The 23,797-nt window shown below is 34.8% G+C and carries 26 protein-coding genes and 2 riboswitches; of the genes, 6 read left to right on the top strand and 20 right to left on the bottom strand.

Annotation, left to right across the window (positions count from 1 at the left end):
* The first annotated feature begins 183 nt into the window (after nt 1-183).
* Complete coding sequence (locus tag ACSBPO_RS15650) at nt 184-564, top strand: rhodanese-like domain-containing protein (protein WP_442594864.1); 381 nt, start codon at nt 184-186, stop codon at nt 562-564.
* A gap of 94 nt (nt 565-658) precedes the next feature.
* On the opposite strand, the gene gcvPB is transcribed toward ACSBPO_RS15650, so the two are convergent.
* The 3 genes from gcvPB to gcvT are packed head-to-tail and all read right to left on the bottom strand — an operon-like array spanning nt 659 to nt 4,610.
* Nucleotides 659-2,119: an aminomethyl-transferring glycine dehydrogenase subunit GcvPB gene (gene gcvPB, locus ACSBPO_RS15655; RefSeq protein WP_442594866.1), complete on the bottom strand. Its 1,461-nt coding sequence runs from the start codon at nt 2,117-2,119 to the stop codon at nt 659-661.
* Nucleotides 2,112-3,458: an aminomethyl-transferring glycine dehydrogenase subunit GcvPA gene (gene gcvPA, locus ACSBPO_RS15660; protein WP_442594868.1), complete on the bottom strand. Its 1,347-nt coding sequence runs from the start codon at nt 3,456-3,458 to the stop codon at nt 2,112-2,114. The genes gcvPB and gcvPA overlap by 8 nt, the downstream gene beginning before the upstream one ends.
* Nucleotides 3,459-3,503: 45 nt before the next feature.
* The gene (gene gcvT / locus ACSBPO_RS15665) at nt 3,504-4,610 is read right to left on the bottom strand and encodes a glycine cleavage system aminomethyltransferase GcvT (protein ID WP_442594870.1); all 1,107 of its coding nucleotides are present in this window, start codon (nt 4,608-4,610) and stop codon (nt 3,504-3,506) included.
* A gap of 89 nt (nt 4,611-4,699) precedes the next feature.
* Nucleotides 4,700-4,775: riboswitch (glycine riboswitch) on the bottom strand.
* A gap of 3 nt (nt 4,776-4,778) precedes the next feature.
* Nucleotides 4,779-4,871, bottom strand: a riboswitch (glycine riboswitch).
* Nucleotides 4,872-5,137: 266 nt separating this feature from the next.
* On the opposite strand from gcvT, the gene ACSBPO_RS15670 reads away from it, so the two are divergent.
* Together ACSBPO_RS15670 and ACSBPO_RS15675 are read left to right on the top strand one after the other, a co-directional pair.
* Nucleotides 5,138-6,826: a DEAD/DEAH box helicase gene (locus ACSBPO_RS15670; RefSeq protein ID WP_442594872.1), complete on the top strand. Its 1,689-nt coding sequence runs from the start codon at nt 5,138-5,140 to the stop codon at nt 6,824-6,826.
* Entirely contained in the window at nt 6,804-7,598 is a 795-nt protein-coding gene (locus ACSBPO_RS15675; protein WP_442594874.1) for a YqhG family protein, read from the top strand. Before ACSBPO_RS15670 ends, ACSBPO_RS15675 begins: the two co-directional genes overlap by 23 nt.
* Before the next feature lie 47 nt (nt 7,599-7,645).
* Here the strand turns inward: ACSBPO_RS15675 and ACSBPO_RS15680 are convergent, their stop codons facing one another.
* Genes ACSBPO_RS15680 through comGA form a run of 9 tightly spaced genes read right to left on the bottom strand, consistent with a single transcriptional unit; the run spans nt 7,646 to nt 12,407 of the window.
* Nucleotides 7,646-7,828 (bottom strand): YqzE family protein, encoded by a 183-nt coding sequence (locus ACSBPO_RS15680; protein ID WP_442594876.1) that lies wholly within the window; start codon nt 7,826-7,828, stop codon nt 7,646-7,648.
* A gap of 34 nt (nt 7,829-7,862) precedes the next feature.
* Complete coding sequence (locus ACSBPO_RS15685; RefSeq protein WP_442594878.1) at nt 7,863-8,393, bottom strand: shikimate kinase; 531 nt, start codon at nt 8,391-8,393, stop codon at nt 7,863-7,865.
* Nucleotides 8,375-8,758 carry a competence type IV pilus minor pilin ComGG gene (comGG, locus tag ACSBPO_RS15690; protein WP_442594880.1) on the bottom strand — a complete coding sequence of 128 codons (384 nt, stop codon included), beginning with the start codon at nt 8,756-8,758 and terminating at the stop codon, nt 8,375-8,377. Before comGG ends, ACSBPO_RS15685 begins: the two co-directional genes overlap by 19 nt.
* 1 nt (nt 8,759) lies before the next feature.
* Complete coding sequence (gene comGF / locus ACSBPO_RS15695; protein ID WP_442594882.1) at nt 8,760-9,230, bottom strand: competence type IV pilus minor pilin ComGF; 471 nt, start codon at nt 9,228-9,230, stop codon at nt 8,760-8,762.
* Nucleotides 9,175-9,471, bottom strand: a complete 297-nt coding sequence (locus ACSBPO_RS15700; protein ID WP_442594884.1) for a hypothetical protein — start codon at nt 9,469-9,471, stop codon at nt 9,175-9,177. The genes comGF and ACSBPO_RS15700 overlap by 56 nt, the downstream gene beginning before the upstream one ends.
* Nucleotides 9,472-9,481: 10 nt before the next feature.
* Complete coding sequence (gene comGD, locus ACSBPO_RS15705) at nt 9,482-9,916, bottom strand: competence type IV pilus minor pilin ComGD (RefSeq protein ID WP_442594886.1); 435 nt, start codon at nt 9,914-9,916, stop codon at nt 9,482-9,484.
* 5 nt (nt 9,917-9,921) lie between these two features.
* Complete coding sequence (gene comGC / locus ACSBPO_RS15710) at nt 9,922-10,257, bottom strand: competence type IV pilus major pilin ComGC (RefSeq protein ID WP_442594888.1); 336 nt, start codon at nt 10,255-10,257, stop codon at nt 9,922-9,924.
* A 13-nt stretch (nt 10,258-10,270) separates the two neighbouring features.
* The gene (comGB, locus tag ACSBPO_RS15715) at nt 10,271-11,302 is read right to left on the bottom strand and encodes a competence type IV pilus assembly protein ComGB (protein WP_442594890.1); all 1,032 of its coding nucleotides are present in this window, start codon (nt 11,300-11,302) and stop codon (nt 10,271-10,273) included.
* A complete protein-coding gene (gene comGA / locus ACSBPO_RS15720; protein WP_442594892.1) occupies nt 11,292-12,407 on the bottom strand; it encodes a competence type IV pilus ATPase ComGA in 1,116 nt (371 codons plus the stop codon). Before comGA ends, comGB begins: the two co-directional genes overlap by 11 nt.
* Nucleotides 12,408-12,579: 172 nt before the next feature.
* Here comGA and ACSBPO_RS15725 point away from each other — a divergent pair, with 172 nt between their 5' ends.
* Together ACSBPO_RS15725 and ACSBPO_RS15730 are read left to right on the top strand one after the other, a co-directional pair.
* Nucleotides 12,580-13,281 (top strand): helix-turn-helix transcriptional regulator, encoded by a 702-nt coding sequence (locus ACSBPO_RS15725; RefSeq protein ID WP_442594894.1) that lies wholly within the window; start codon nt 12,580-12,582, stop codon nt 13,279-13,281.
* Between the two features lie 82 nt (nt 13,282-13,363).
* Complete coding sequence (locus ACSBPO_RS15730; protein WP_442594896.1) at nt 13,364-13,606, top strand: DUF2626 domain-containing protein; 243 nt, start codon at nt 13,364-13,366, stop codon at nt 13,604-13,606.
* A 41-nt stretch (nt 13,607-13,647) separates the two neighbouring features.
* Here the strand turns inward: ACSBPO_RS15730 and ACSBPO_RS15735 are convergent, their stop codons facing one another.
* A complete protein-coding gene (locus ACSBPO_RS15735; protein ID WP_442594898.1) occupies nt 13,648-14,730 on the bottom strand; it encodes a class I SAM-dependent methyltransferase in 1,083 nt (360 codons plus the stop codon).
* Between the two features lie 159 nt (nt 14,731-14,889).
* Nucleotides 14,890-15,525, bottom strand: a complete 636-nt coding sequence (locus ACSBPO_RS15740) for an MBL fold metallo-hydrolase (RefSeq protein WP_442594900.1) — start codon at nt 15,523-15,525, stop codon at nt 14,890-14,892.
* Nucleotides 15,526-15,751: 226 nt separating this feature from the next.
* Here ACSBPO_RS15740 and ACSBPO_RS15745 point away from each other — a divergent pair, with 226 nt between their 5' ends.
* The gene (locus tag ACSBPO_RS15745; protein WP_442594902.1) at nt 15,752-15,925 is read left to right on the top strand and encodes a DUF2759 domain-containing protein; all 174 of its coding nucleotides are present in this window, start codon (nt 15,752-15,754) and stop codon (nt 15,923-15,925) included.
* A gap of 49 nt (nt 15,926-15,974) precedes the next feature.
* Here ACSBPO_RS15745 and ACSBPO_RS15750 read toward each other — a convergent pair whose 3' ends face one another.
* From ACSBPO_RS15750 to ACSBPO_RS15775, 6 genes are all read right to left on the bottom strand, one after another.
* Complete coding sequence (locus ACSBPO_RS15750) at nt 15,975-17,111, bottom strand: hypothetical protein (RefSeq protein WP_442594904.1); 1,137 nt, start codon at nt 17,109-17,111, stop codon at nt 15,975-15,977.
* 195 nt (nt 17,112-17,306) lie between these two features.
* Nucleotides 17,307-18,494 (bottom strand): M14 family metallopeptidase, encoded by a 1,188-nt coding sequence (locus tag ACSBPO_RS15755; protein WP_442594906.1) that lies wholly within the window; start codon nt 18,492-18,494, stop codon nt 17,307-17,309.
* 126 nt (nt 18,495-18,620) lie between these two features.
* Nucleotides 18,621-20,486, bottom strand: a complete 1,866-nt coding sequence (locus ACSBPO_RS15760; RefSeq protein WP_442594908.1) for an LTA synthase family protein — start codon at nt 20,484-20,486, stop codon at nt 18,621-18,623.
* A gap of 361 nt (nt 20,487-20,847) precedes the next feature.
* Nucleotides 20,848-21,822 carry an ROK family glucokinase gene (locus tag ACSBPO_RS15765; RefSeq protein WP_442594910.1) on the bottom strand — a complete coding sequence of 325 codons (975 nt, stop codon included), beginning with the start codon at nt 21,820-21,822 and terminating at the stop codon, nt 20,848-20,850.
* 15 nt (nt 21,823-21,837) lie between these two features.
* On the bottom strand, nt 21,838-22,047 hold the full coding sequence (locus ACSBPO_RS15770; protein WP_442594912.1) for a YqgQ family protein: 210 nt from the start codon (nt 22,045-22,047) through the stop codon (nt 21,838-21,840).
* Between the two features lie 136 nt (nt 22,048-22,183).
* Nucleotides 22,184-23,644, bottom strand: a complete 1,461-nt coding sequence (locus tag ACSBPO_RS15775) for a spore germination protein (protein ID WP_442594914.1) — start codon at nt 23,642-23,644, stop codon at nt 22,184-22,186.
* Nucleotides 23,645-23,797 lie beyond the last annotated feature (153 nt).

The raw sequence follows: 23,797 nt of genomic DNA on the forward strand, positions 1-23,797 counted from the left end.
GCTTTTTTCATTGTCGATAATTTAGTCTATCAAAAATGATTCTTAAATCAAAGTTTTGTGCATTTTACATTAGAAATTACTATCGTTTTCTTTACTAATATGACCTTTGCCTTATATAATATAGAATAGATTAGGTAGCTTGGAAGAATCTAAATCCATTCTTCCTAGAAAGGGGCAATCATATTGGATACACTTATCACATTACTAATTATCGCAGGTGCTCTCCTAACATACTCTGTGATCACTTGGTTCTATCAAAAAAGAATTGTTACGACTCTTACTGAAGAGCAATTCCGTGAAGGATATCGAAAAGCACAATTAATAGATGTGCGTGAACCTAACGAATTTGAAGGCGGACATATTTTAGGTGCAAGAAATATCCCTCTATCACAATTAAGAAATCGTTTAAGAGAAATCCGTCCGGATAAACCCGTTTATTTATATTGCCAAAGTGGAATGAGAAGTAGTCGTGCAGCAGCTTTGTTACATCGAAAAGGTTATAAGGAACTTTCTCACTTACAAGGTGGATTTAAAAAGTGGTCTGGAAAAGTGAAAGCAAAATAAATGAGTAAATAAACTGTGCCACCAATGGCGCAGTTTTTTGTTTGCCACAAAAAAAGTAACTCAGAGAAGATTCTCTGAGTTACTTTCATATTTCTTATTGTTTTTGATATCTTAGCACTGGCTTACGAGCTGCTAGTGTTTCATCTAGGCGGCCAACAACAGTTGAATGTGGAGCTTCCTGAACGATTTCAGGGTTTTCCTCCGCTTCCTTAGCAATCTGAATCATCGTGTCGATAAAGCCATCTAATGTTTCTTTTGATTCTGTTTCGGTTGGTTCGATCATGATACACTCTTCCACATTTAATGGGAAGTAGATTGTTGGTGGATGGTATCCAAAGTCTAACAGGCGTTTAGCGATATCAAGTGTACGAACACCTAGTTTCTTCTGACGCTTTCCACTTAATACAAATTCATGCTTACAATGTCTATCGAATGGAAGATCATAATAAGCTGAAAGTCTTCTCATCATATAGTTAGCATTTAACACCGCGTATTCTGTTACTGCTTTTAATCCATCTGGACCCATTGAACGAATGTATGTGTAAGCACGAACATTGATTCCAAAGTTTCCATAGTATGGTTTTACTCGTCCAATAGCTTGCGGGCGATCGTAATCAAAAATAAATTCGTCACCACGCTTCGTTACTAGTGGTTTTGGAAGGAATGGAATTAAATCTGCTTTAACTCCAACAGGACCTGATCCTGGTCCTCCACCACCATGTGGACCAGTGAAAGTTTTATGAAGATTTAAATGCACAACGTCAAAGCCCATATCACCAGGACGTGCTTTTGAAAGTACAGCATTTAGGTTGGCTCCATCATAGTAAAGCTTACCGCCTGCACCATGAACGATTTCGGCCATTTCTAAAATATTTTCTTCAAATAAACCAAGTGTGTTAGGGTTTGTAAGCATTAAGGCAGCTGTATCATCACCAACAACACGTTTTAAATCTTCTAAATCCACTAAACCATTTTCATTAGATTTTACAGTAATCGTTTCTAAACCAGCCACCGTTGCAGAAGCAGGATTTGTACCATGTGCAGAGTCAGGAACGATAACTTTTGTACGCTTAAAGTCTCCATTTGCTTCATGATAAGCTCGGATCATCATTAATCCAGTCCATTCACCATGAGCACCTGCAGCAGATTGAAGGGTAACTTGGTCCATACCAGTGATTTCAATTAAATGCTCTTGAAGGTCATACATTAATTCTAGAGCACCTTGGACAGAACTCTCATCTTGTAAAGGATGAATATGTGCAAATCCAGCAAAGCGTGCGACGTTTTCATTGATTTTTGGATTGTACTTCATTGTACAAGAACCAAGCGGATAGAATCCGGAATCAATTCCATGATTACGTTTAGATAATGCTGTGTAGTGACGCATAATATCTAATTCAGAAACCTCAGGTAGTTCAGCCTCTTCTTCACGGATGTACCCTTCTGGTAAAAGTGTTTCAAGTTCGACTGTTGGAATATCCATTTCAGGGAGACTATATCCAACACGACCAGGTTTGGTGATTTCAAATATTAATGCTTGATCTTGACTATGCATGGTAATCCCCCAATTCTTTTACAAGAGTATCGATTTCTTCCTTCGTACGAAGCTCCGTTACGGCGATTAACATATGATTTTCCAATTCAGGGAAATCACGACCGAGGTCATAACCTCCGATAATTCCTTTATTAAGAAGAGACTGATTAATCTGCTTAATCGGTGCATTTAATTTCACGACAAATTCATTAAAAGAAGCACCTTCAAAAGCAACCGTGAAACCATTATCTTTAAATACGTTTTTAGCGTAATTTGATTTTTGAATATTTGCGACAGCCATTTCTTTAACACCTTTTTTGCCAAGTGCTGTCATAGCTACTGAAGCTGCTAAAGCAAGTAACGCTTGGTTTGAACAAATATTAGATGTAGCTTTATCACGACGAATATGTTGTTCACGCGCTTGTAAGGTTAAAACGAACCCACGACGACCTTGATCATCAACAGTTTGACCAATTAATCGGCCAGGAACCTTACGCATAAGTTTATTTGTTACAGTAAAATATCCACAATGTGGGCCTCCGAAAGAAGTTGGAATTCCAAATGGTTGAGCATCCCCTGCAACAATATCAGCACCAAATTTACCAGGAGGTGTTAAAGCTCCTAATGAAAGTGGATTACTTGACACAACAAATAATGAATTATGTTCATGAATAATTGGTTCAAGCTCTTTTAAAGGTTCAATTCTTCCAAAGAAATTTGGATATTGTACAATAACAGCCGCAATCTCATCATTCACCATCGATTTTAATGCCTCAATATCTGTTACACCATCTACATGTGGCACTTCAATCACTTCGATAAATTGACCTTTAGCGTAAGTTTTTACCACTTCTTTTGTTTCTGGATGAACAGCACTTGAGATAAGTACCTTTTTACGACGAGTATGTCCAGCACTAAGCATCGCAGCTTCAGCAATAGCAGTACCGCCGTCATACATAGAAGCATTGGCTACGTCCATACCTGTTAATTCACAAATCATTGTTTGAAATTCAAAGATTGCTTGAAGTTCACCTTGTGAAATTTCAGGCTGATAAGGAGTGTAAGCCGTGTAAAACTCTGAACGAGAAATTACATGATCCACAATAACTGGCATATAGTGGTCATATACACCTGCACCTAGGAAGCTTGTGTTCTTTTTTAAATCAGCATTTTTCTCAGCCATTAACATTAATTCTTTCATTAAAGCTGTTTCTGACTTTGCAGGTTTAATCTTGTATTCTCCTTGGAAACGAACCTTTTCTGGAATATCACTAAACAGATCATCTACGGAGTTTACACCGATTGTTTCAAGCATTAATGTTTTGTCTTCTTCGGTCATCGGTAAGTAGCGATGTTTCATCGTCTTCTCTCCCCTAATTGAATATTTTCTTAAATCAAAATTAGCTTATTTTTTTTCTTTCTTATAAAAAGGAGTTGGTACTACGAATGCTTTTAGGCGTTTACCTCTTATTTCAACTTCTACTTCTGTATCTAATGATGTAAATTCTTGTTTTAATAGAGCAAGACCAATATTTCTCTTTAGTGTTGGCGATTGAGTACCAGTCGTTATTTCACCGATTAATTCATCGTTTTTATACACTGGATACCCATGACGTGGAATTCCACGATCAATCATTTCAATGCCCACAATTTTACGTGGAAGTCCATTTTCTTTTTGATTTTTTAGAACTTCTTTACCAATAAAGTCTGCTTCTTTATTTAGCTTTACAGCAAATCCGATTCCTGCTTCAAGTGGTGAAATTTCAGGTGATAGCTCTTGTCCATATAAAGCTAAATTTGCTTCAAATCGTAGAGTATCACGTGCACCTAAACCACATGGCAGAACACCATCTTCTTTACCTGCTTCTAAAATATCCTTCCAAAGTTGAACCGCATCTTCAGGCTTACAATAAATTTCAAAGCCATCTTCACCAGTATAACCGGTTCTTGAAACTAAGGCCTTTTTGCCATTGAGCTCAACTTCTGTTTGGAATTTGAAGAATCCTATATCTGATAGATTTACTTCACCTGCAAGCTTTTGTAAAACTGTTTCCGCAAGTGGTCCTTGTAAAGCTAACTGAGATGTTTCTTCTGAAAGGTTTAAAAGCTGAACGTCCCCTTCAAGATGGTCTTCAATCCAGTTATAATCTTTATCAATATTAGAGGCATTTACTACGAGTAAGTAGTGGTTTTCTTCGATTTTATAAATTAATAAATCATCGACAGTACCACCATTGTCATAACACATTGCTGTATATACAGCACCGCCATCTTTTAATTTTGACACATCGTTAGTCATCATTTTTTGTAAAAATGCTAAACTATCAGTACCCTTGACTTCAAATTCTCCCATATGAGAAACATCAAAAAGACCAGCTTTAGTTCGAACAGCCTCATGTTCATCTTTGATACTAGAAAACTGAACCGGAAGCTCCCATCCACCAAAGTCTATTGTTTTCCCACCATATTCCTTATAAACATCAAATAGCGGTGTGCGTTTTAAATCCGACATACTCATCCCCCTTGTTTGATTAACCATACTAATAAGGTACATTGTTTACAAAAAAAGGACAGAAAACCCCCTTTTAACAAAAAGAAGGTCTCTGTCCTTGCACCTGAAAGTTTACCGTTTAAGGTTTTCCCCTTTGGTGGCTTTCCAAAAAAGCTCTCTCCAGAGGTGCGTCCAACAAGAGTACTTTTGCCTGAGAGATTCACAATGAATCATTGTTTGCTCCTTCGGCGCCACGATAGCAGTCTCTCCCCTTGTTTTCATTCGCATTTATAAAATTTTCCAATTTGGTCATACTAATGAAACATGAAAGTTACTTTAAATAAATCTGATTGCTTGTAATATTAGAAACTTTCAAAGCTACTATCATCCTACCTTAAAAAGCATATTTGAGCAATGATTTTATTTAAAAAATGAAAACGCTTTTATGAATATTGTTCCTATATTTGTAACAATATTTCATACAAAAATACATAGTCACACAAAATATAAAAACTAATCTATTGAGCTATAAAAGGAGCTGAAAAAACATGACCGTGCAAATAGATTTCGATATATCCTGGCAAGACGAATTTTTGAATCGCATGGATAATGACGGACCCTGGGGAAATTGGGAACTATATAAACTAGCAATTGAAGTCGAAAACCATTTAGTCATTCCAGAATTTGAAGGTTTACAAGCTCCTAAACACTTATCAAGCTTAACCCCTCTTCCACACCAATTAGAGGTTGCCAAACAAGTAATAGAGAATATGAATGGAAAAGCTATTCTTGCCGATGAAGTAGGTTTGGGGAAAACAATAGAGGCAGGACTTATTTTAAAAGAATATATGATACGTGGACTTGTTAAAAAAGTACTCATTCTCGTTCCTGCATCCCTAGTAACACAGTGGGCCATAGAATTAAATACGAAGTTTTATATTCCTGCCATGACACAAAGAAAAAGTTATATTTGGGAACAAGCCGATGTAGTAGTTTCCTCCATCGATACTGCTAAGCGTAACCCTCATAGGGATATCATTTATAAACAAGATTATGATTTGATCATTATTGATGAAGCCCATAAACTTAAGAACAATAAAACAAAAAACTATGAATTTGTTCAAAATTTAAAGAAGAAGTTTTGTCTGTTATTAACCGCAACACCAATCCAGAATCGTATTGAAGAAATCTTTAATTTAGTCTCTTTATTGAAACCAGGCCATCTTGGAAATGAGTCTGTCTTCTATGAAAAATATAAAAAAGATTCTCGGTCATTAAATGATGATGAGCATTTAAAAGAGCTAGTAAATAAAGTCATGATTCGAAATAGAAGAAATGATACGGGCATTGAATGGACAAAACGAAAAGTCCAAACTATTCCTATTGAATTTTCGAAGGAAGAAAGAGAATTGTATGATGCTGTGACAAATCTTAAAAACGAAAGTGATTGGTTAGGTTCTAGTCAATTTTCGGTTATGACTTTACAAAGAGAGGCTTGTAGCAGCCGTGAAGCTGTTTTTTATACGTTAAAAAATATGCTTCAGCGTAAAGAAAATCCATCTAAATTCTTTGAAGACCAAATTCAAGTACTAATAAAAAAGGTTGAACAGGTAACGACCAATTCTAAGGCTAATAAAGCGCTTGAATTAATCCAACAAATCAATGATAAAGTAATTATTTTCACTGAATATCGCGCTACACAGCTGTATTTACAATGGTTTTTAAAGCAGCATGGAATTAGTTCTGTACCCTTTCGGGGAGGCTTTAAAAGAGGGAAAAAGGATTGGATGAGAGAGCTTTTCCAAAAACATGCCCAAGTACTTATTGCGACAGAAGCAGGTGGAGAAGGTATTAATCTTCAATTCTGTCATCATATTATTAATTTTGATTTACCATGGAACCCTATGCGTTTAGAACAACGAATCGGTCGTATCCATCGTCTCGGCCAAGAAAAGGATGTTAACATCTATAATTTCGCAACGATGAACACTGTTGAAGAACATGTCTTAAAACTTCTATATGAAAAAATTGAACTTTTCGAAAAGGTCATCGGTGACCTTGATGATATTTTAACAAGATTAGAATTCGGTAATATCGAGGATCATTTAATTGATATTTTTGGACAATCCAGCTCCGAAGGTGAAATGAGAATCAAAATGGATAACCTAAGTGCCATGATTCAGTTTGCTGAAGAAATGAGAGGAGGAGAAAACCATGCAGCAACAGGAAATTCATAAATTTTTAATTAAATATTTCCAATCCAATCACTGTGAGATTGTCGAAAATGGACCAGGATACCTAATAGTTCAATTAACCATTGAATTAGATAAAGAGTTAATGAATCGACCCTTTTATTGGCACTATCTTGAAAAAACGGGTGGAATTCCAAATCCGATGAAACTAACCTTTATTACCGATCGAAAGTTAGCACCAGATCATATTCAAGGTGAATTAATCCACTTCGGTTCACCTCGCCTGCATCAGATTTTTGAATCAACTAAAAAACTAGCAGGATATATTCGCCTTTATGAAAATCATCAAATCAACCAACAACAACATATACCCTTATTGCCATGGCTTGGGCTAAATGTAAAAATATCTTACCAGTGTGACAGGAAACGTGATATCTTTCAATCCATTGGTCTTCAGCTCATTAACGGACAAATGATTGAAGGTTTTCATGAAAGATTATTAAAGATGCCGCTTACCCCAAAGATTCCGGATTATTCCTATACCCTATCTCCACTCGTGATGCCTAGGAGCGGGGTTTCACGAATCGAAAATTATTTTAGACAACAGATAGAAAAGGAGGATCATACCTGGGCTAGTGAAGCCATCAATAGATGGGAAAAAGATTTAAGTTTATTGGATCATTTTTATGAAGAGGAAGAGGAAAAAAGCGAAAGTTATGAGATTGAAAAACAAGCCTTACAAGAGCAATATGAACCTAAGGTCAAGATTTCCATTATAAATGGCGGATTGTTTTATTTAACAGAAAAGGCGATTTAATAAAAATACTATTACAAAGAAAAGGAGCAGCACCATTGACTGCTCCTTTAACGCTTTTTTTTCCTCTTATTATAATAAAACAGGTACGGGAGAATACCAAACCACTTTACTAGGAATGGTTCCTTTTCCTCTTTTTTTGCAAGTTTGACCCTTTTTCGATCTTCTTTTGGTTGATCAATATATTTTACAACTGTCTGTGTAAGATATTTAACATAATCATTTGTTTTCATGGACACTCACCTTCCCTTATAGAAGTATGTCCAATTATTCAAATTTCAATCTTTGCTTGATTGCCTCTACTATTTCCGTAATGGATTTCCCTGTTGTATCCACCTTTATACTGGCAGCTTCTAAATACAACGGGAGTCTATCATCAAGCATTTTATTCACTTTTTCCTTTTTATTGCTTTGTAGTAATGGACGGGTTTCGTCACCTTCAAGACGACACATCGTTTCCTCAGGAGATGCGTATAAGAAGATAACTTCTCCAAATTCTTTCATCCATTCCCGATTAACCTCACTTAAGATAATGCCACCTCCAGTAGTAATAATAGCATCTAACTGAGGTAACTTTTTTAATACTTCTTTTTCAAGTGAACGGAAATACTGTTCCCCTTTGTGCTCGAATATGGCAGAAATGGATTCGCCTGTAAGCCCCATAATTTCTTCATCAGTGTCATAGACCGGAAACCCTAAGGTCTCACTTAATGCCCTGCCTACCGTTGTTTTTCCAGAACCCATAAATCCTATTAAATAAATAGCCTTCATTTTTTCACCTAGTTTTTTTCTATCCATTTTATCATTATCTTTTTAGTTTTGTCATAATAGCCAATACCAACCGCTTCTTCTAAGGTATTAAGTTTAACTGTAAAATTTATTCTTAGTAAGGAAGTAGAATAAGATTCTACTTTATAAACCACACTCCCTTTTTTAAAGGTAAATTGACCTGATCCAATTAAAATAGAATTATGATTAAGCCCTTCTTCCACTTTCTTAACTGCTAAATGCAAATAGTATTCTTGCTTTAGTATAATCTCGGTTTCATGATGGAGCTGTTTTTCCGAGAGGTAGAATTGCATTTGATATACAAGAAATGAAAAGAATAGAATAGCAACCATTAACACTATAGGGTAGGTTAAACCATTTTGATTATTTTTCATTCTAATTTCCTATTTGAATGAAGGCTTGTACCGAAAATGAATAGCTTTTATTCCAAATATCCTCTACTTTGATAAGCACACCATTTTTCATTTTTTCAAATTGAACTTGATTAACATTTTGTAAAAGAACTTCATTTCCAGTTCCATTTACTCTTCTTCTTAACTTTGTTCCATATTGTTCATAGGATATTAAATCCGAGTCTTTTGTTAATAGTAATCTATTTGACATTGCATCAATTTTTTCACTCATACGAATTTCCTTTTTGACTTGACTTGAAAATATCTCCCACTCCATTGCCTGTAATCGTGTCACGGAATCGTTTTCCCTGTCGATAACTTGGATGCTCAGCGGGAGAAAGGCTGCCATCATACAAAAAGCTGCTAATCCTAACATCGCCTCTACTAAGGTAAAACCGTTACTCCAGAAATTCACAGACTGTCTTTTTATTTTTATAAATATCTTCAAATTCAATACAAACCTCCTTTGTATCGATTTTTGGAATAAACATATATTGTTTCCCGTTTCTCGTAATAGTTTGCTGTGGTTGTATCTCACCATCCACCAAAATCTCATGTAATTTCTCATTTAAGATGACAAGTGCCTCAAACTTTTCCCTTTCATCGATATATTTCCTTGTAAATTCCACTCCTATAGGTAAGACCGTTACACTTATAAGCATCCATGCAGACATAGAAAGTAATAAATCTGCCATAAAAAAACCTTTATGCATCCACAATATAAAAACGTCCCTTCCCTAATTGCATGGTAAATTGATAAGACTTATCTCCAATTCGGATATAGAAGACCCCAATCTGACTAGCATTACCATTCGGTAGAAATTTAAATGACAAGGGAAGTGAACCAGGTTTTATTTTGATTCTTTCCGAATAATTTCTCTCAATAATGATTGGAGAATCATACCGCTCCCGAATATAATAGTACTGTTGCTCAGGGATAATCGAGACTGTAATTTCGCGTTGGTGGGAAATCGCGTATTGTTGAGCTATATAAAAGTCTGAAAGAAGTTGAGATAGAAATAATTTTTTTTCAAAGAATAATTGGTGGGGTTTAAAGAAGAATAATGTACCTGTTGATATGATAGCAACCATTGAAAAAACGATTAATGATTCTATGAGGGTAAATCCTTTATTATCCATACTAACTACGGAGCCGTTGTTTCAGAGGCTGGTTTATCTTCAAGAACGACCATTCCATCCGCATCGATCGTTAATTGCTTATCCTTTCCACACGATGATGTCCCCTCTTTGATATACTTCTCATTTATTAATTCCTGTATAGTAGTTGGCAGCTTATCATTATCCACTTCAAATGCTTGAACTTGTGCTTGGACCATACTTATGTAAGCATCACAACCTTTACTATTGATCATTTTATTATTTTTTGTGACATTAGGAATGGTGATCATTAGAAGAATAGAAATAATCATTAAAACAATCATCATTTCAATTAGTGTAAACCCTTTTTCATTTTTCAACATAATCTCTCCCTTGTTATAATCCATCTAGCATACGAAACATCGGCAGCATGACCGATAGATACATTGAAACCACCAAAATCCCCACTACACCATATAAAATTGGCTGAAGGAGCTTAATGCCTTTTTCTATTTTTTCTTCTAATTTCATCAGGCAATTTTGGCTAAAAAATAGCAATTCTTTATCTATTTTTCCATTGGACTGTCCATGGAGCAAAACAATAGGAAGTTCTTTTTCAAATACATTCATATTCATAATAATTTCAGGGAGATTACTTCCCTGCTTGAGTTTTTCCGTGATTACTTTACCAATATTTTTATAAAATACATTTCGAGGGGCACTTTCAAAAAGCTGTAAAGCTTCATAAACTGATAAACCTCCTGAAAGTAAATAGCCCAATTGCAACGAAAAATATTGAGTTTGAATTAACCTCAACAATTTACCCAGAACTGGCATTTTCAATAATATTAGTCTTTGTTTGAGAATAGGTAGTTTCGTGAAAAATAAAAAATAACTGAGAAGAAGAATCACATGAAAAATGAGGAAATAAATTGAAATTTGTGGCAGTAATGTTCCCGTTGCGGCAATAATTTTTGTAAATACGTTCATTTTCAAGTCCATCGAATCGTATAAATTAAAATATTGAGGAAGAAGTGTTTTTTGCACGAAGAAAAAAAGGATAATGGTCATCATAAATAAGAAGATTGGATAAAATAAAGCCTTCCTTAATTTTTGATAATTACTGTTTTTATTTAAAATCATTTTACTCCCTTCTGAAAGGGCCTCAATCATATCACCATGCTTGTTAGCAAAGTAAATATATCCGATTAAGTCTTTTTGAAATTTCAAATCAGCAAATACCGTATATAAGGGCTGCCCAGATTTAAGTTTTTCCAGACCTATTTCTAACTCATGATGCCTACAGACAGGCAATTGATAAAGAAGGGATTCAACTGCTTCAGAATACGAATATCCTCTTGCTAACAGCTCACCAGTTTTTTTAAGAAATTGACCTTGTTCTAGCAAAGACCATTTTTTACTCATCATTGTCACTTACCCAACGTTCATATTCACTTTCTTTTATGTAGCCTAGTGCAATCCCTTTTCGAATTACATCTTTTAGTGTTTGATATTTAACGGATGCTTGTTCGCCCTTAGCTTCTCTTAGAATTCCATTTAAGTTTTTCCCGGTAAGTATTTCAAACACACTTGCTCTTTTCCATCTCCCATATGAATGACAAAAAGGAGTACAGTCTTTTTGACAAAACGGACAAGTAAGTTCAACCAGCCTCTGTGCCGTTACAGCTACAATGGTTTGTTCCACCTCTAACCAGTTTACTCCAAACTCATGGAGCCGATATATAGCTCCTTGTGCATCTCTCGTATGCATCGTAGATAATACTAAGTGCCCTGTTAAAGCAGCTCGAACGGCAATTTGAGCCGTTTCAGCATCTCTTATTTCTCCAACCATTATAATATCGGGGTCATGTCTCAAAATAGCTTTTAGACCCGTTGCATACGTTATTCCTGCTTTTTCATTTACTTGAACTTGCAGGACACCGTCGTAATTTTTTTCAATCGGATCTTCCAATGTAATAATATTTCGGTGAAATAAATGAGAAGTTTCGTTTATTAATGAATAAAGAGTTGAGGTTTTTCCACTGCCAGTAGGACCAGTGAAGATAATTAAGCCATGTGCATGTTTTAATAGGGCTAATAGCTTTCTCGTTATATTTGGGAAAAGGGATAATTGATATATAGGAATTTGCTCTTGCTGAGGTAATAAACGAATAACGAGGCTTTCACTATTATAAGAAGGTAGAGTAGAAAGTCGGAGACTAATGGCCCTATTATTTACATAACTTACAAAGGCTCCACTTTGAGGTCGCCTTTTTTCTCCGATATCCATATTAGCCCTAAACTTAAAATGAGAGATAAGACGATCACATTCATCCTTTGGTAAATAGAGACGCGGGACAATATTATTATTCATTCGAAGCTGAATTAGAGTATCCAATTGCCGAGGGATAATGTGGATATCAGAGGCTTGATTTCGTACAGCATCCAAAACGATTCGATCTGCCAACTGTTCTATTGAGCTTTTGCTAATATAAAACACCACCTTTCTTGGTATATGTAAATAATTCGACAATATCCTACTCTACCCTCTACCTAAAAATGATTATTTGTGAACATTTTATGACAAACATCATTTAGATTTGTGAACATTTTCTAAACATATAGTGTTTATATTGTTAACCTCATTCCCAGGTATCTGTAACTGTATTATAATAAAGGAAATTATGGGTCCGAGGTGAAATGAGATGGAACAAACACTAAAAATAACAAATGTTTTATCTGATCCAACGCGCTATTATATTTATCAATACATTACAAAAAGACATCAAGAAGTAACTGTCCAGGAAGTGGCAGATAATTTTAATATTCACCCAAACGTAGCTAGACTTCACTTAACCAAACTTGAAGATGTTAATATGCTTGCTTCCGAAACCAAAAAAACGGGTAAAGGCGGAAGACCTAGCAGACTATACCGATTGTCTGACGATGTCATCCAGCTTCACTTTCCATACCGCGACTACATGCTCTTGTCTAAGGTTGCCATTGAAACGATGTTGTCTCTTGGCGAAGAAGGAAGAAAAGCACTGTTTCTTACAGGGAAACGATTTGGCCTAGAAATAGTAGAACAAGAACTTTCAAGAAAAGGTCAAAGCGGTAGTGAATTAAATTTTGAACAAAAGTTAAACATATTAAAAAGTGCGGCAACTTTAGCAGGCTTTTATCCAGAATTTGATGTTAATGGAGATCAAACAAAAATTTATTTCAAAATTTTTAATTGTCCTTTTAAAGAGGTTGCCGTTGAACACTCTGAAACAGTGTGTTCCATGCACCACGAATTCCTAAAAGGAATGTTTGAAGCATTATTTCATTCAGTTGAACTTATTGAGAACACAAACATGACTACTGGATGTGAAAGCTGTTCTTATCAAGCACTTGTTGCAAAGTAGACAGAATCAGTTATTTACTTTTTGAAATACTATCTTTATAATATGATAATGATGGACATGAAGGTAAAAAGGAGGGATACATATGGAAGGTATGTTCAGAGTACTTAGCTTCTGGACTGGGATCTTTACAGTTATGTTCTTTTTAGGTCATATGCATACAACATCCTTAATATTTTTAGGTCAAACAGGATTCTTCCTGCTGTTAAGCTACTTAAAACTATCTGAGCGTATGTATATTTACGTTTTCGGTGCTTATCTAACGGTATTCTTTGCTGGATTTACGTATTGGACTACTTTTATGATGGTACCTGGTGCTGGGCACTAAAAACAAAAAAACGGTGGATATTCCACCGTTTTTTTGTTTTTTCAGAATAAATTTTCCTTAGTCACATTTGTACCTTTTTCTTGAAAAACCACATGAAAGAAGGAACTCATCCCCTCCATAATTAAACTGCGAATGGCCCGATTTCGCTTACTTTTTTCTGAGAATGGATTGGGATCATAATGCTGCTCTAACTCATTTAAAATACCAGCAGCAAGTAAAAACTCATCCTGTCTTTGCTTTAAAAGAAAGTGAAGCCCTAGTTCTTCCCCCTTTTGAATTAACCAATCAAAATGAATATGGCTAGTAATATCCATCTCACCCGGATGTTTAAGGACATTGGTTATCATTTGATGCTTATAATAACCTCTCAGACTTCCCTCCCGTCTAGCAGGGTCCTTCCATTCTTCCTTCGTATAGCCATAATCTATTGTTGCCACTATTCCTTCTTCCATAACAGCTGAAATCTCTTCTAAAACGTGTTCCATCAATAAGGGTACTTCAATTCGTTGTTTCTCCTGTAAAGTAAGTTGATACTCATTTAGGAAAGCTTGAATTTTTAAATCAGATAAAGGAACTAGTTGTTCAAAAAATTGAGTTCCATCCGACCCAATCATGACTTCATGTATTTGCCCATCTTTCATTTCAATAACATGAACGGGAAGCGCATCAAAAAATTCATTTGAAAAGACTAAGCCATTAAAAGGAGAAAGGTCTGAAATTTTCTCTACTTGAAATACAGTTTGGTCAATCGGTAAAATTTCTCTTTGCAAGGAACGATGATAAGGGCTCGTTTCGACAATATAATAGGTTAATGGAAGATTCGTAAGTCTATTCCACGTTTCAATAAACGCTTTAGCAAATCGACCATTTCCTGCACCTATTTCACATACTTTTGCTGTAATCCCATTACTTTCTACTCGTTTTATAAACCATTTTGAAAAAATAGAACCAAAAATATCAGCAACATTACTCGTGGTGATAAAATCTCCTGATGTGCCAATTTTTATTTCTTCACGCATATAATAACCCATCGTCGGATGATATAATGCCCATTCCATAAATTCAGCATAGGTAATAAGCTGGTTCGTTTTTTGAGTAATTTTTTCGATTAGAAAATTCTGCATATTATCCCCTTTTTTCTATTTTCCATCATTGACATAGTGTTTACTTTATTATATTGTTAAGATAGTAGCTTAACTATATCCCCTCCCATTATTATGAATAGAACATCCCCTAGAAAAGCCCTTCTCTTTTGAGAAGGGCTTTTCTATTTTGTCTTATTCCTAAAACCCATTTAAAAACGGATTTGAATCCATTTCATCCTCAATAATTGTTTCTTGGCCATGACCTGAAAGAACGAGAGTGTCTTCTGGTAGGGTTAGCAATTTTTTATGTATACTTTGTAGTAATTGCTCATGGTTTCCTCCATATAAGTCTGTTCTTCCAATACCTTGATGGAACAATGCATCTCCAGAAACAACAATTTTTTCTTTTTCAAAAAAATAAGATACGCTTCCTGGAGAATGACCCGGTGTCTCCAATACATTTAATTGAAAGGCGCCAATTTGAAGGGTTTCCTCTTTCGTAAGAAGTATATCAGCATTTTTAACTCTAATCGCTTGATTATTCATAAAGTATTGAGAACCGTTTAAAGCGGGGTCCCCTAACCATTTTGATTCTTTAGTATGAATATAAACAGGAATATGAAAAGCATCTCTTATGTAATCAACTGCACCGATATGATCGAAGTGAGCATGAGTTAAAAGAATTGCTTTAGGTGTGACCTTCTTTGTGTTCAACCAGTTATGCAATTTTTTTCCTTCCTCACCAGGATCAACAATTAAACAGGAACCATCATCTTCTGTAAGTATGTAACAATTGGTTTGCAGCGGTCCTAATGGTAGTCGAAACCATTTCATTCTATCACCTCAAAAATAAAAAGTTGCAATTACTATTTTACAGTATTAAATAAAAAAAACCACCTTACACTTTAAAAGACATAAAAGTATCATTTTTTACACCTCGACAAATACTAAAAAAAAATATAAAATGATAGTTGAATGTAAAAAGATGATTTACATAAAGTATTTTTATTTAAATTGCGGAGTAACCGCTTTATTTTTCTTATTAAAGGGGGCAATCATCGTGGGTCTGGTTATAATCTTTGCTCTAGTTACTATCCTTGCTGGATACGGAGCTTTTTCAGCTTTAAAAAATAAGAACTTGCTTGGAATAGTTTTTGGTGGGGGATCCTTTTTAGTATTTGGATGGTTTACTATCATGACTGTTTTACATCACGGTTTTCCTACAGCACATTAATTTTAAAGCTAAAAAAAGGACTGCGAATAACGCAGTCCTTTTTACTTGTCTATTCTTGAAATAGAGAGGTGAAGGTTTTGTTTTTCAGTTGAAGAAGATTTTCCAGTTGAAACCCAATTAAACAATTCTGACCATTAGGTGCGCATGTAAAAGGCAAATTATTAGTATGTTCTAAAATAACCTCAGTTTGATTTTTTTTAATATTAACTGATAGTAGCTGGAAACCATCGTGGTATGAATCTGCTTCTGTGCTTTTATAAGGGACCATTGTAAGAAAGGTTTGTTCATCTTTTAATAATTCATAATTTGGGACTACCCAACCAGAATAGCTAGTTAAAATCGGAAAATCGTATGTAGCAAGTTCCTTCATTTCATTTGAATAAAAGGTATATTGTGCTTCACTCGTATCAGGAGAGGCATAAATAGTAATTATGGTGTTTAAAAAGGCATCGAAATAAAAAATATGATCTTTTAGTAATACTTCATCCTTATCTAATTCCTTTTGTACTAAAGGGGCAAGTAAGGAAATTTCATTCTCATTCCAATCCAAAAAAGCTATTTTATTTTCTCCCGTCCATTTCCCAAAAGGTTTTCGTAATTCCAATTGTTTTATATCCATATTTTCAACATTTAAAATATAGGATTGAAAACTCCAATCCTCTTTAAAAGCAGTAATTAATAATTGTTTTGAATGGTATTTATTCCATTCGAATGACATTTCAAAGGATGGAAATTCCTTTGATAATATTACCTTACCATCCCTATCTATAACCGTTACTAATCCATTATAAGTAGATGGAGAACTATGAATAAGGATGTAATTTTTATCCGGACTTATGATGGCTGATATAACAGGGTATTCACTTTGGAACAACCGTTTACTATCTCCAGATGTTAAATCATACCGGAAAATGTCTGTTCTCTCTTGATTCTCTGACAAATACATGATTTCATTGTTGTTAAGCCATCCAACTGCCTTATTCATTTCTTTAGAGGATGATAAAATAGGAAGCTGATATCCTGAATAAAAGGATGTAGGTGGACTCAATTTCTGGCTATTGACTGAATGAATTTTGGAAGTACTATGTGTAATGGCCTCGTTTTTTTCTGTGTTGCAACCAGATAATAAAAAGAGAAGAGAATACAGAACAACAAATAAAAGGCCATTCATCATTTTCATTTTCATTTGTTTTCAATCCCCTTCCTTTTTTTCTTTAATAATTAGTACGAAAGCACATTGTAAATGTTACAATTTTCATAAAATTAATTTAAAATAGTAAAAAAGCCGCATAAACGGCTTTTTTTACTAACGATTTGAACTTATTTTAATTGATTTATCATCATTAATAAAGATAATTATTTTTATATTATCAAGTATATTTTACATGTATAAAGAAGCTAAAAAGATTCCCACTAATTTATCATAAAGTATATCAGATTGAGATAGAGGTAAAGGATTAATTCCTTTACCTAATTCTATAGTAAAGCCTGGTTTACGGAACTCTTGAATGAACCAATCTTTATACCCAGCATGACTATCTATATACTGTACTGCTTTATAACCACTTAATTTTGTAAATTCAGCTGCTAAATCCTGTGATTCAGGCGGTTCTAACCTTTCATATCCCCAGTAAAACTCTTCACCTTGTGTATGAAGTGCAATAAGTCTATCGAACCGTCTTTCATTTGCAAGCTCAGCCATCGCAATCGCTTCTGGCTCAGTAAGAGGTGCGTCGCCTGGATAATCTCGAGGAGCAGGAGCCTGAGCTTCCTTTCTTTCCTTTTCAATTTGCCAATTAGCAGGATACTGATTATTTAAATCCACACCTCTTATATTCGCTTTCCAGCCTGTAAAATCAGTATGATCACCATTCAACGACATGACCAAATCCCGTGTCTCTGCAGGGGGACCCTTTAAAACTAAGTTCACCCCATCCGGATTTACCATAGGAACAATAGATAATTCTGTTTGCTGGTATAAAGGCATTGTAGAAAGGCCTTTAATGGAAACAGAATTAGTTAAGGAAAGTAAGTAGGAATTAAGTATTTTCATTAAAATAGCTGTAGTAATCCATTCATTAGCATGAAAGGATGCATTAATATGAACTTTCTTATTTCCTTTACCAACTTTTATTTCTTGAAGCGGCTTACCTAATACACTTTTCCCTATAGTTCTAATATTTATAAATGGATATATTTTCTTTAAGTCATTTATATCCTTTAATAAAACATCAAAAGTATAAGCTTTCTTCCCTACTACGACAGGTGATGAAACCCGTTTAGGAAGAAAAATAGTTTCCCCAATCGGTAATTGATTTGGATTTATTTTGCTGTTAAGCAACAGCAGTGCATCTACTGGTAAGTTTCTTTCAGTGGCAAGTTTCCACAAAGTATCACCGCGTTTTAGTTGGTAGGGAGTTACTTGAAATCCTGGTATTTTAATTTCCTGAGAAATTTCCAATTCTGTTGGTTTGATAGTTGAATTCGAATCCAGTATTAAATTTAAAGGTATCGTAAAAAGGTTACTATAATACCAAAGTGTATCTCCTTTACGAACAAGAACCTTCATGTCCTTCCTCCTTTCTTTTGATAGTTATTAGAAGATAGGTGGGCTAGTCATCATAAAATATATATGTATGCATGGAAAGGTAAATGCACAAAAATGGAAAAGAGCCTGCATAAGCAGACTCTTTTGTTATTCTTTTATAGACTTAGCATTTTCATAAAAACGAAGCAGGTCTCCATATATAATTTTATCGGAAAATTCAAGTTCATTTTTGGATTTTTCCATATATGGCTCACAATAATTTGTATCTGTGGGTTCCTCTGCTTTTTTGTCATAACAAATACCACGAGTATAAATATAGTCCTTTGTTATAAAACTACCATCCCTTAATACAGTGAATTCCATTTTGTCTTTAGCAAATAAATCTGAACCAAATCCGATATCCTTTTTAGTATCGATACCTAATAAATGCAGAATGGTTGGTTTTAAATCAATTTGGCCAGAAACGGTTGAGATTGTTTTACCTTTTTGACCGGGAATATGGATAATTAATGGAACTCTTTGAAGTTGTGTACTAACAAAAGGAGTTACTTCTTTTCCAAGAAATTGTTCCATGGCCTTGTTATGATTTTCTGAGATTCCATAATGGTCTCCGTAAAGAATAATGATGGAATTTTCATATAATCCTTCTTCTTTTAATCGTTCAACAAAATTCTTAATGGCTTCATCCTCATACCGTACAGTCGGAAAATAATTGTTTAATGTATTACTATCAGAGTCAAACGGCTCTATTAAGCGATCCTCTTCCGTTAACTGGAATGGAAAATGATTCGTCAAGGTAATAAATTTAGCATAATAAGGCTGAGGCATATCTTTTAAATGCTGAATTGATTGTTCAAAAAAGTCTTTATCCTTTAATCCCCATCCAACCGAATTATCTTCTCGAATATCATAGTCAATCATGGAATAAAAACGTTGATATCCAAGAGACTTATACATGATATCGCGATTCCAAAAGCTTTTATTGTTGGCATGTAAAGAGGCAGTGAAATATCCATTTTCATTTAATATTTCTGGTGTTGCATTGAATTCATTCCCAGAATGTGTAAAGAAAACAGCCCCACGACTTAATGGATATAAAGAGTTTTCCACAATAAATTCAGAATCAGATGTCTTTCCTTGCCCCGTTTGATGATAGAAGTTTTCAAAGTAATAACTATCCTTAATAAAATCGTTTAAGAATGGAGTAATTTCTTGACCATTTACAGTTTGATTGATCACAAAGTTTTGAGTGGATTCCAAAGAGATTAAAATTACATTTTTACCTTTTGCCAATCCAAACATCTCATCGTTAGGACGATTATATCCAGCTCGAACGTAATTCTCGATATCAGCTAATTCACTGCCATCGGCCAATGCACGCTGAGCAGATGACTTCGATTGTAAAAATGCATCATAGATGTGGTAATTGTAAGTCCCTATATTCTTTACAAGCATTTCACGATCAAATGTACGAGTTAGTAATTGGGGTCTTTCTGCCTCTGCTAAACCTAAATTAAAAAATGTTATAGCAATAGCAATGAGAAAAAATGCACGGCGATTGCCTTTAGAATACTCTCGGTATTGAACAAATGGTGGCTTAAATTTCACAATAGCAAGCAGTATAAAAAAGTCTAAAAAATATAACAAATCACTTATATTTAATAATTCATTTACACTGCTTCCAAGATCACTCATATTGGAGGTTTGAAATAGGACAGGAATGGTTAAAAAATCATTAAAGAACCGATAGAATACCACATTTCCATATAGTACCGCTGAAATCAAAAAGCTTGTAATCAGAATATATCTTTTTTGATTTTTCTCTTTCAGAAATAGCCCAATTCCAAATACAAACATTAAAAAGCTTAATGGATTGATAAACAAAATAAATTCTTGAGTCCAATTTTCTATCTTAATTTCAAAACTAGTTTGATAGACAATATATGTTTTTAGCCAAAGCATCACAGTTGCTAATGAAATCAAAGATACCTTTGACCATAAAAGCTTATTCATAGGATTACCCTCCCTGTTAAAAACAGATGGAAATTAGGATATTTTTTTCTATATTTAGGTAGCTAGAAATCAACCAATCAATATCTTAATACTTTTTTTTCAAATAATCAATCCGTCTTTAAACCAATTTATTTCGATAAAATCTAGCAGTAGATGTCGATATTCCTTTTCCCCTATAGTTAGACGTCTTAAACCTGATTTTGTTTCAATATTATCCTATTTTTATAAAACACTTCTATGGTCTTATCTTATAGCTTATTTACCAATCGAAATCAGCTCGAAATTATGAATTTCCGACTAGTTTTTTTAACAAAAACAAGCAAGAAGTTCCTTAAAATAAACGGAAACTCCTTGCCTGTTATTACTTCACCATCGTATTTTTTATTAACCAAGCGGCACCAATAACACCTGCATCATTACCTAAAGTAGCAATAGCCATTGTAGTCGATTCTTTGACTCTTGGAAAACTATATTGATCAAAGTAATTTTTAATAGAGTTAAGAAGAAGATCTCCAGCTTTTGAAACTCCTCCACCAATAACAATTTTCTCTGGATTTAACGTGTTAGCAATATTAGCTAATGCAAGGCCTAGATGAAAGGCTACTTCTTCTATAACATCCAATGCGATTTGGTCACCGTTGCGTGCAGAGTCAAATACATATTTAGCTGAAATTGAACCTTCTGTCTGATAGATGTTTTTTAATTCACCTGAATCAGAGGAATCTTGGACCTTTTTCGTGGCAAGCCTTACAATTCCCGTTGCAGATGCAATTGTTTCAAGACAACCTGTTTTCCCACAATTACATGGTGCTCCTCCTACTGGTATGGAAGTAATATGACCAATTTCACCAGCTGCCCCGCTTATACCTTGTACGATTTGACCGTTTGCGATAACTCCTCCACCAACACCTGTACCAAGGGTTACACAAACAAGATCTTTTGCACCATTTCCTGCACCCTTCCACATTTCTCCTAATGCAGCACAATTGGCGTCATTATCAATAACCGCTTTAAGAGAAGTTTCGACTTCTAATAAGTCTCTTAATGGAACTTGATTTTTCCACCCTAAATTAACCGCATTATAAATGACACCCGATTTTGTGTCTACTGGTCCTGGAGCACCCATGCCAACCCCTACGAGTTTACTTTTATCTACGTCCATTTCTCCTAATTGATGATCAATGGCTTTTGCAATGTTTATAATAATGTTTTTGCCTTCATTGGAAAGATCAGTTGGAATTTCCCATTTATGTACAATTTCGCCATATAAATTTATAAATGCCAGCTTCGTTGTAGTTCCTCCTAAATCAACGCCAACAATCCATTTTTCAGTCATCTTAACACCTTCCTGTTACTTATGCTGTTTCTTAACTTTTTCAAACTGTATCTCATGCCTAATCAAAAGCAAAGCTGTTTGAAAATCTTTTACATCAATTAATTGTGATTGATTTAGCTCTTTTAATTCTTCTTCCATTAATTCTAAATCGGCTAACCGATCTCCAACGTAAATAATGGTTCCGTATTTCATAAGAAATTGTTGAATATCATAAATCGTTTTCATACTTTACCCTCAAGATTGTGAAATAGTAAACGTCTTTAAAAATTATAATCTAAATGGTTGTTCACCTCAATAGCAACACACCACTTAAAAGAAAAATCCCCCTATCCAAGGTTAGGAGGAATTAGCCTATCATAATCTACCTATCTGGATCTTGTGGATGCAGTATTTTAGGACGTCGGTTTTTTAATGGGATGGGAGATCGAATGATAACGTCCCGAAATGCGCGTATATTAAACGGAATAAATGGCCATAAATACGGAACTCCAAATGACTTCATTCTGCTTAAAGCGAAAATCCAAATAACGATGCCAATAATTAAACCAGGTATTTTAAATAACGCTGTTAAAGATAACAAAGCGATTCTAACAATACGATTTGCTAAGCTCATCTCATAACTTGGGGTAGCAAACGTACCAATTGTAGCAATAGCGAAATACATCATTACTTCATTCGTTAATAGTCCTACTTCAACTGCTACTTGACCAATCATAAGCGCTGCGACCAAACCTAATGCTGTAGCAATGGCTGATGGAGTATGAATCGCTGCCATTCGTAACACATCAATGCCAATTTCAACTAATAATATTTGAACAAAAAGCGGAACCTGGCCTGGATCATTTGGGACTAGATAGGATACAGCATTCGGTAAAAGCTCGGGCTGTACCGCAAATAAATACCATAATGGAAGCATAAATAACGAGGCCCATACGGCAATAAATCTGACTAATCTTAAATAAGCCCCTACGAGCGGTTTATTTCGATATTCTTCTGCATGCTGCAAGTGATGCCAAAAGGTTGTTGGAGTAATTAAAACACTTGGTGACCCATCAACAATAATACAAACATGACCTTCAAAAAGATGTGTAGCAGCGGTATCTGGTCTTTCTGTATATCGCACCATCGGATATGGGTTCCAGTGACGACCTGCTACGAACTCCTCTACTGTCTTTTCAGCCATCGGTAAACCGTCTGTATCGATCTTAGATAATGAATCCTTCACTTTTTCAACATAATCCGGATCTGCAATATCTTCAATATAGCATACAACTATATCAGTCTTTGAACGTCGACCTACCTGTAGATATTCCATTCGCAATGTTCTGTCGCGAACTCTTCTTCTTGTTAAAGCAGTATTAAAAACAAGTGTTTCAACGAATCCATCACGTGATCCTCTTACCACTCTTTCAGTATCAGGTTCTTGTGGCCCCCTAACTGGGTATGTACGGGCATCAATTAAAATTACCTTATCTTCTCCATCAACGACTAAAGCTGTTGGTCCTGCTAGAACGGTATCAACTACTCTATTTAAATCATCCGTTGCTTCAATTTCCACATAGGGAATATAGGTTTTAATTAATTTTTCGATGGTATGTTCTTCAATTTGTTCCTTGGTTAACTCCGATAACCATTTCATAATAAAGTTTAAAATGTCATCTTTAACAAATCCATCTACTAAATAAAAAACCATATCACGGCCAGCATAATTTACATCTAACTGTATCACATCAAAACTTTTATCCACACCGAGTTCGTCTCTTAAATAAGTCACGTTCTCGTTTAAATTCGTACTCGCCGTCACTTTTTTTGCTTTTTTCATGCAAACACCCCAGAAAGCATAAGTATAAATACTTTAACCATCATAGACAAAGGGAGATAAAAACATACTTTCAAGAAGGTATTTAACTATGGTTCTTTCATATATTTTAAGGACAACTCTTTGATTTGGGATTTTTACCCAAACCACAATTTA

Source organism: Neobacillus sp. D3-1R, from assembly GCF_052180215.1.
Taxonomy (GTDB): Bacteria; Bacillota; Bacilli; order Bacillales; family Cytobacillaceae; genus Pseudoneobacillus.

Bases quoted from the DNA above. Each gene is read 5' to 3' on its own strand.
- ACSBPO_RS15750 (WP_442594904.1), bottom strand. From the start codon at position 17,111: ATGAAAATGAAAATGATGAATGGCCTTTTATTTGTTGTTCTGTATTCT.
- gcvPB (WP_442594866.1), bottom strand. From the start codon at position 2,119: ATGCATAGTCAAGATCAAGCATTAATATTTGAAATCACCAAACCTGGT.
- ACSBPO_RS15770 (WP_442594912.1), bottom strand. From the start codon at position 22,047: ATGAAAACGATTTATGATATTCAACAATTTCTTATGAAATACGGAACC.
- ACSBPO_RS15675 (WP_442594874.1), top strand. From the start codon at position 6,804: ATGCAGCAACAGGAAATTCATAAATTTTTAATTAAATATTTCCAATCC.
- ACSBPO_RS15700 (WP_442594884.1), bottom strand. From the start codon at position 9,471: ATGGCAGATTTATTACTTTCTATGTCTGCATGGATGCTTATAAGTGTA.
- ACSBPO_RS15725 (WP_442594894.1), top strand. From the start codon at position 12,580: ATGGAACAAACACTAAAAATAACAAATGTTTTATCTGATCCAACGCGC.
- gcvT (WP_442594870.1), bottom strand. From the start codon at position 4,610: ATGTCGGATTTAAAACGCACACCGCTATTTGATGTTTATAAGGAATAT.
- comGD (WP_442594886.1), bottom strand. From the start codon at position 9,916: ATGGATAATAAAGGATTTACCCTCATAGAATCATTAATCGTTTTTTCA.
- ACSBPO_RS15775 (WP_442594914.1), bottom strand. From the start codon at position 23,644: ATGAAAAAAGCAAAAAAAGTGACGGCGAGTACGAATTTAAACGAGAAC.
- ACSBPO_RS15740 (WP_442594900.1), bottom strand. From the start codon at position 15,525: ATGAAATGGTTTCGACTACCATTAGGACCGCTGCAAACCAATTGTTAC.
- ACSBPO_RS15670 (WP_442594872.1), top strand. From the start codon at position 5,138: ATGACCGTGCAAATAGATTTCGATATATCCTGGCAAGACGAATTTTTG.
- ACSBPO_RS15730 (WP_442594896.1), top strand. From the start codon at position 13,364: ATGGAAGGTATGTTCAGAGTACTTAGCTTCTGGACTGGGATCTTTACA.
- comGG (WP_442594880.1), bottom strand. From the start codon at position 8,758: ATGAAAAATAATCAAAATGGTTTAACCTACCCTATAGTGTTAATGGTT.
- ACSBPO_RS15735 (WP_442594898.1), bottom strand. From the start codon at position 14,730: ATGCAGAATTTTCTAATCGAAAAAATTACTCAAAAAACGAACCAGCTT.
- ACSBPO_RS15755 (WP_442594906.1), bottom strand. From the start codon at position 18,494: ATGAAGGTTCTTGTTCGTAAAGGAGATACACTTTGGTATTATAGTAAC.
- gcvPA (WP_442594868.1), bottom strand. From the start codon at position 3,458: ATGAAACATCGCTACTTACCGATGACCGAAGAAGACAAAACATTAATG.
- ACSBPO_RS15760 (WP_442594908.1), bottom strand. From the start codon at position 20,486: ATGAATAAGCTTTTATGGTCAAAGGTATCTTTGATTTCATTAGCAACT.
- comGB (WP_442594890.1), bottom strand. From the start codon at position 11,302: ATGATGAGTAAAAAATGGTCTTTGCTAGAACAAGGTCAATTTCTTAAA.
- ACSBPO_RS15685 (WP_442594878.1), bottom strand. From the start codon at position 8,393: ATGGATAGAAAAAAACTAGGTGAAAAAATGAAGGCTATTTATTTAATA.
- comGC (WP_442594888.1), bottom strand. From the start codon at position 10,257: ATGTTGAAAAATGAAAAAGGGTTTACACTAATTGAAATGATGATTGTT.
- ACSBPO_RS15765 (WP_442594910.1), bottom strand. From the start codon at position 21,822: ATGACTGAAAAATGGATTGTTGGCGTTGATTTAGGAGGAACTACAACG.
- ACSBPO_RS15680 (WP_442594876.1), bottom strand. From the start codon at position 7,828: ATGAAAACAAATGATTATGTTAAATATCTTACACAGACAGTTGTAAAA.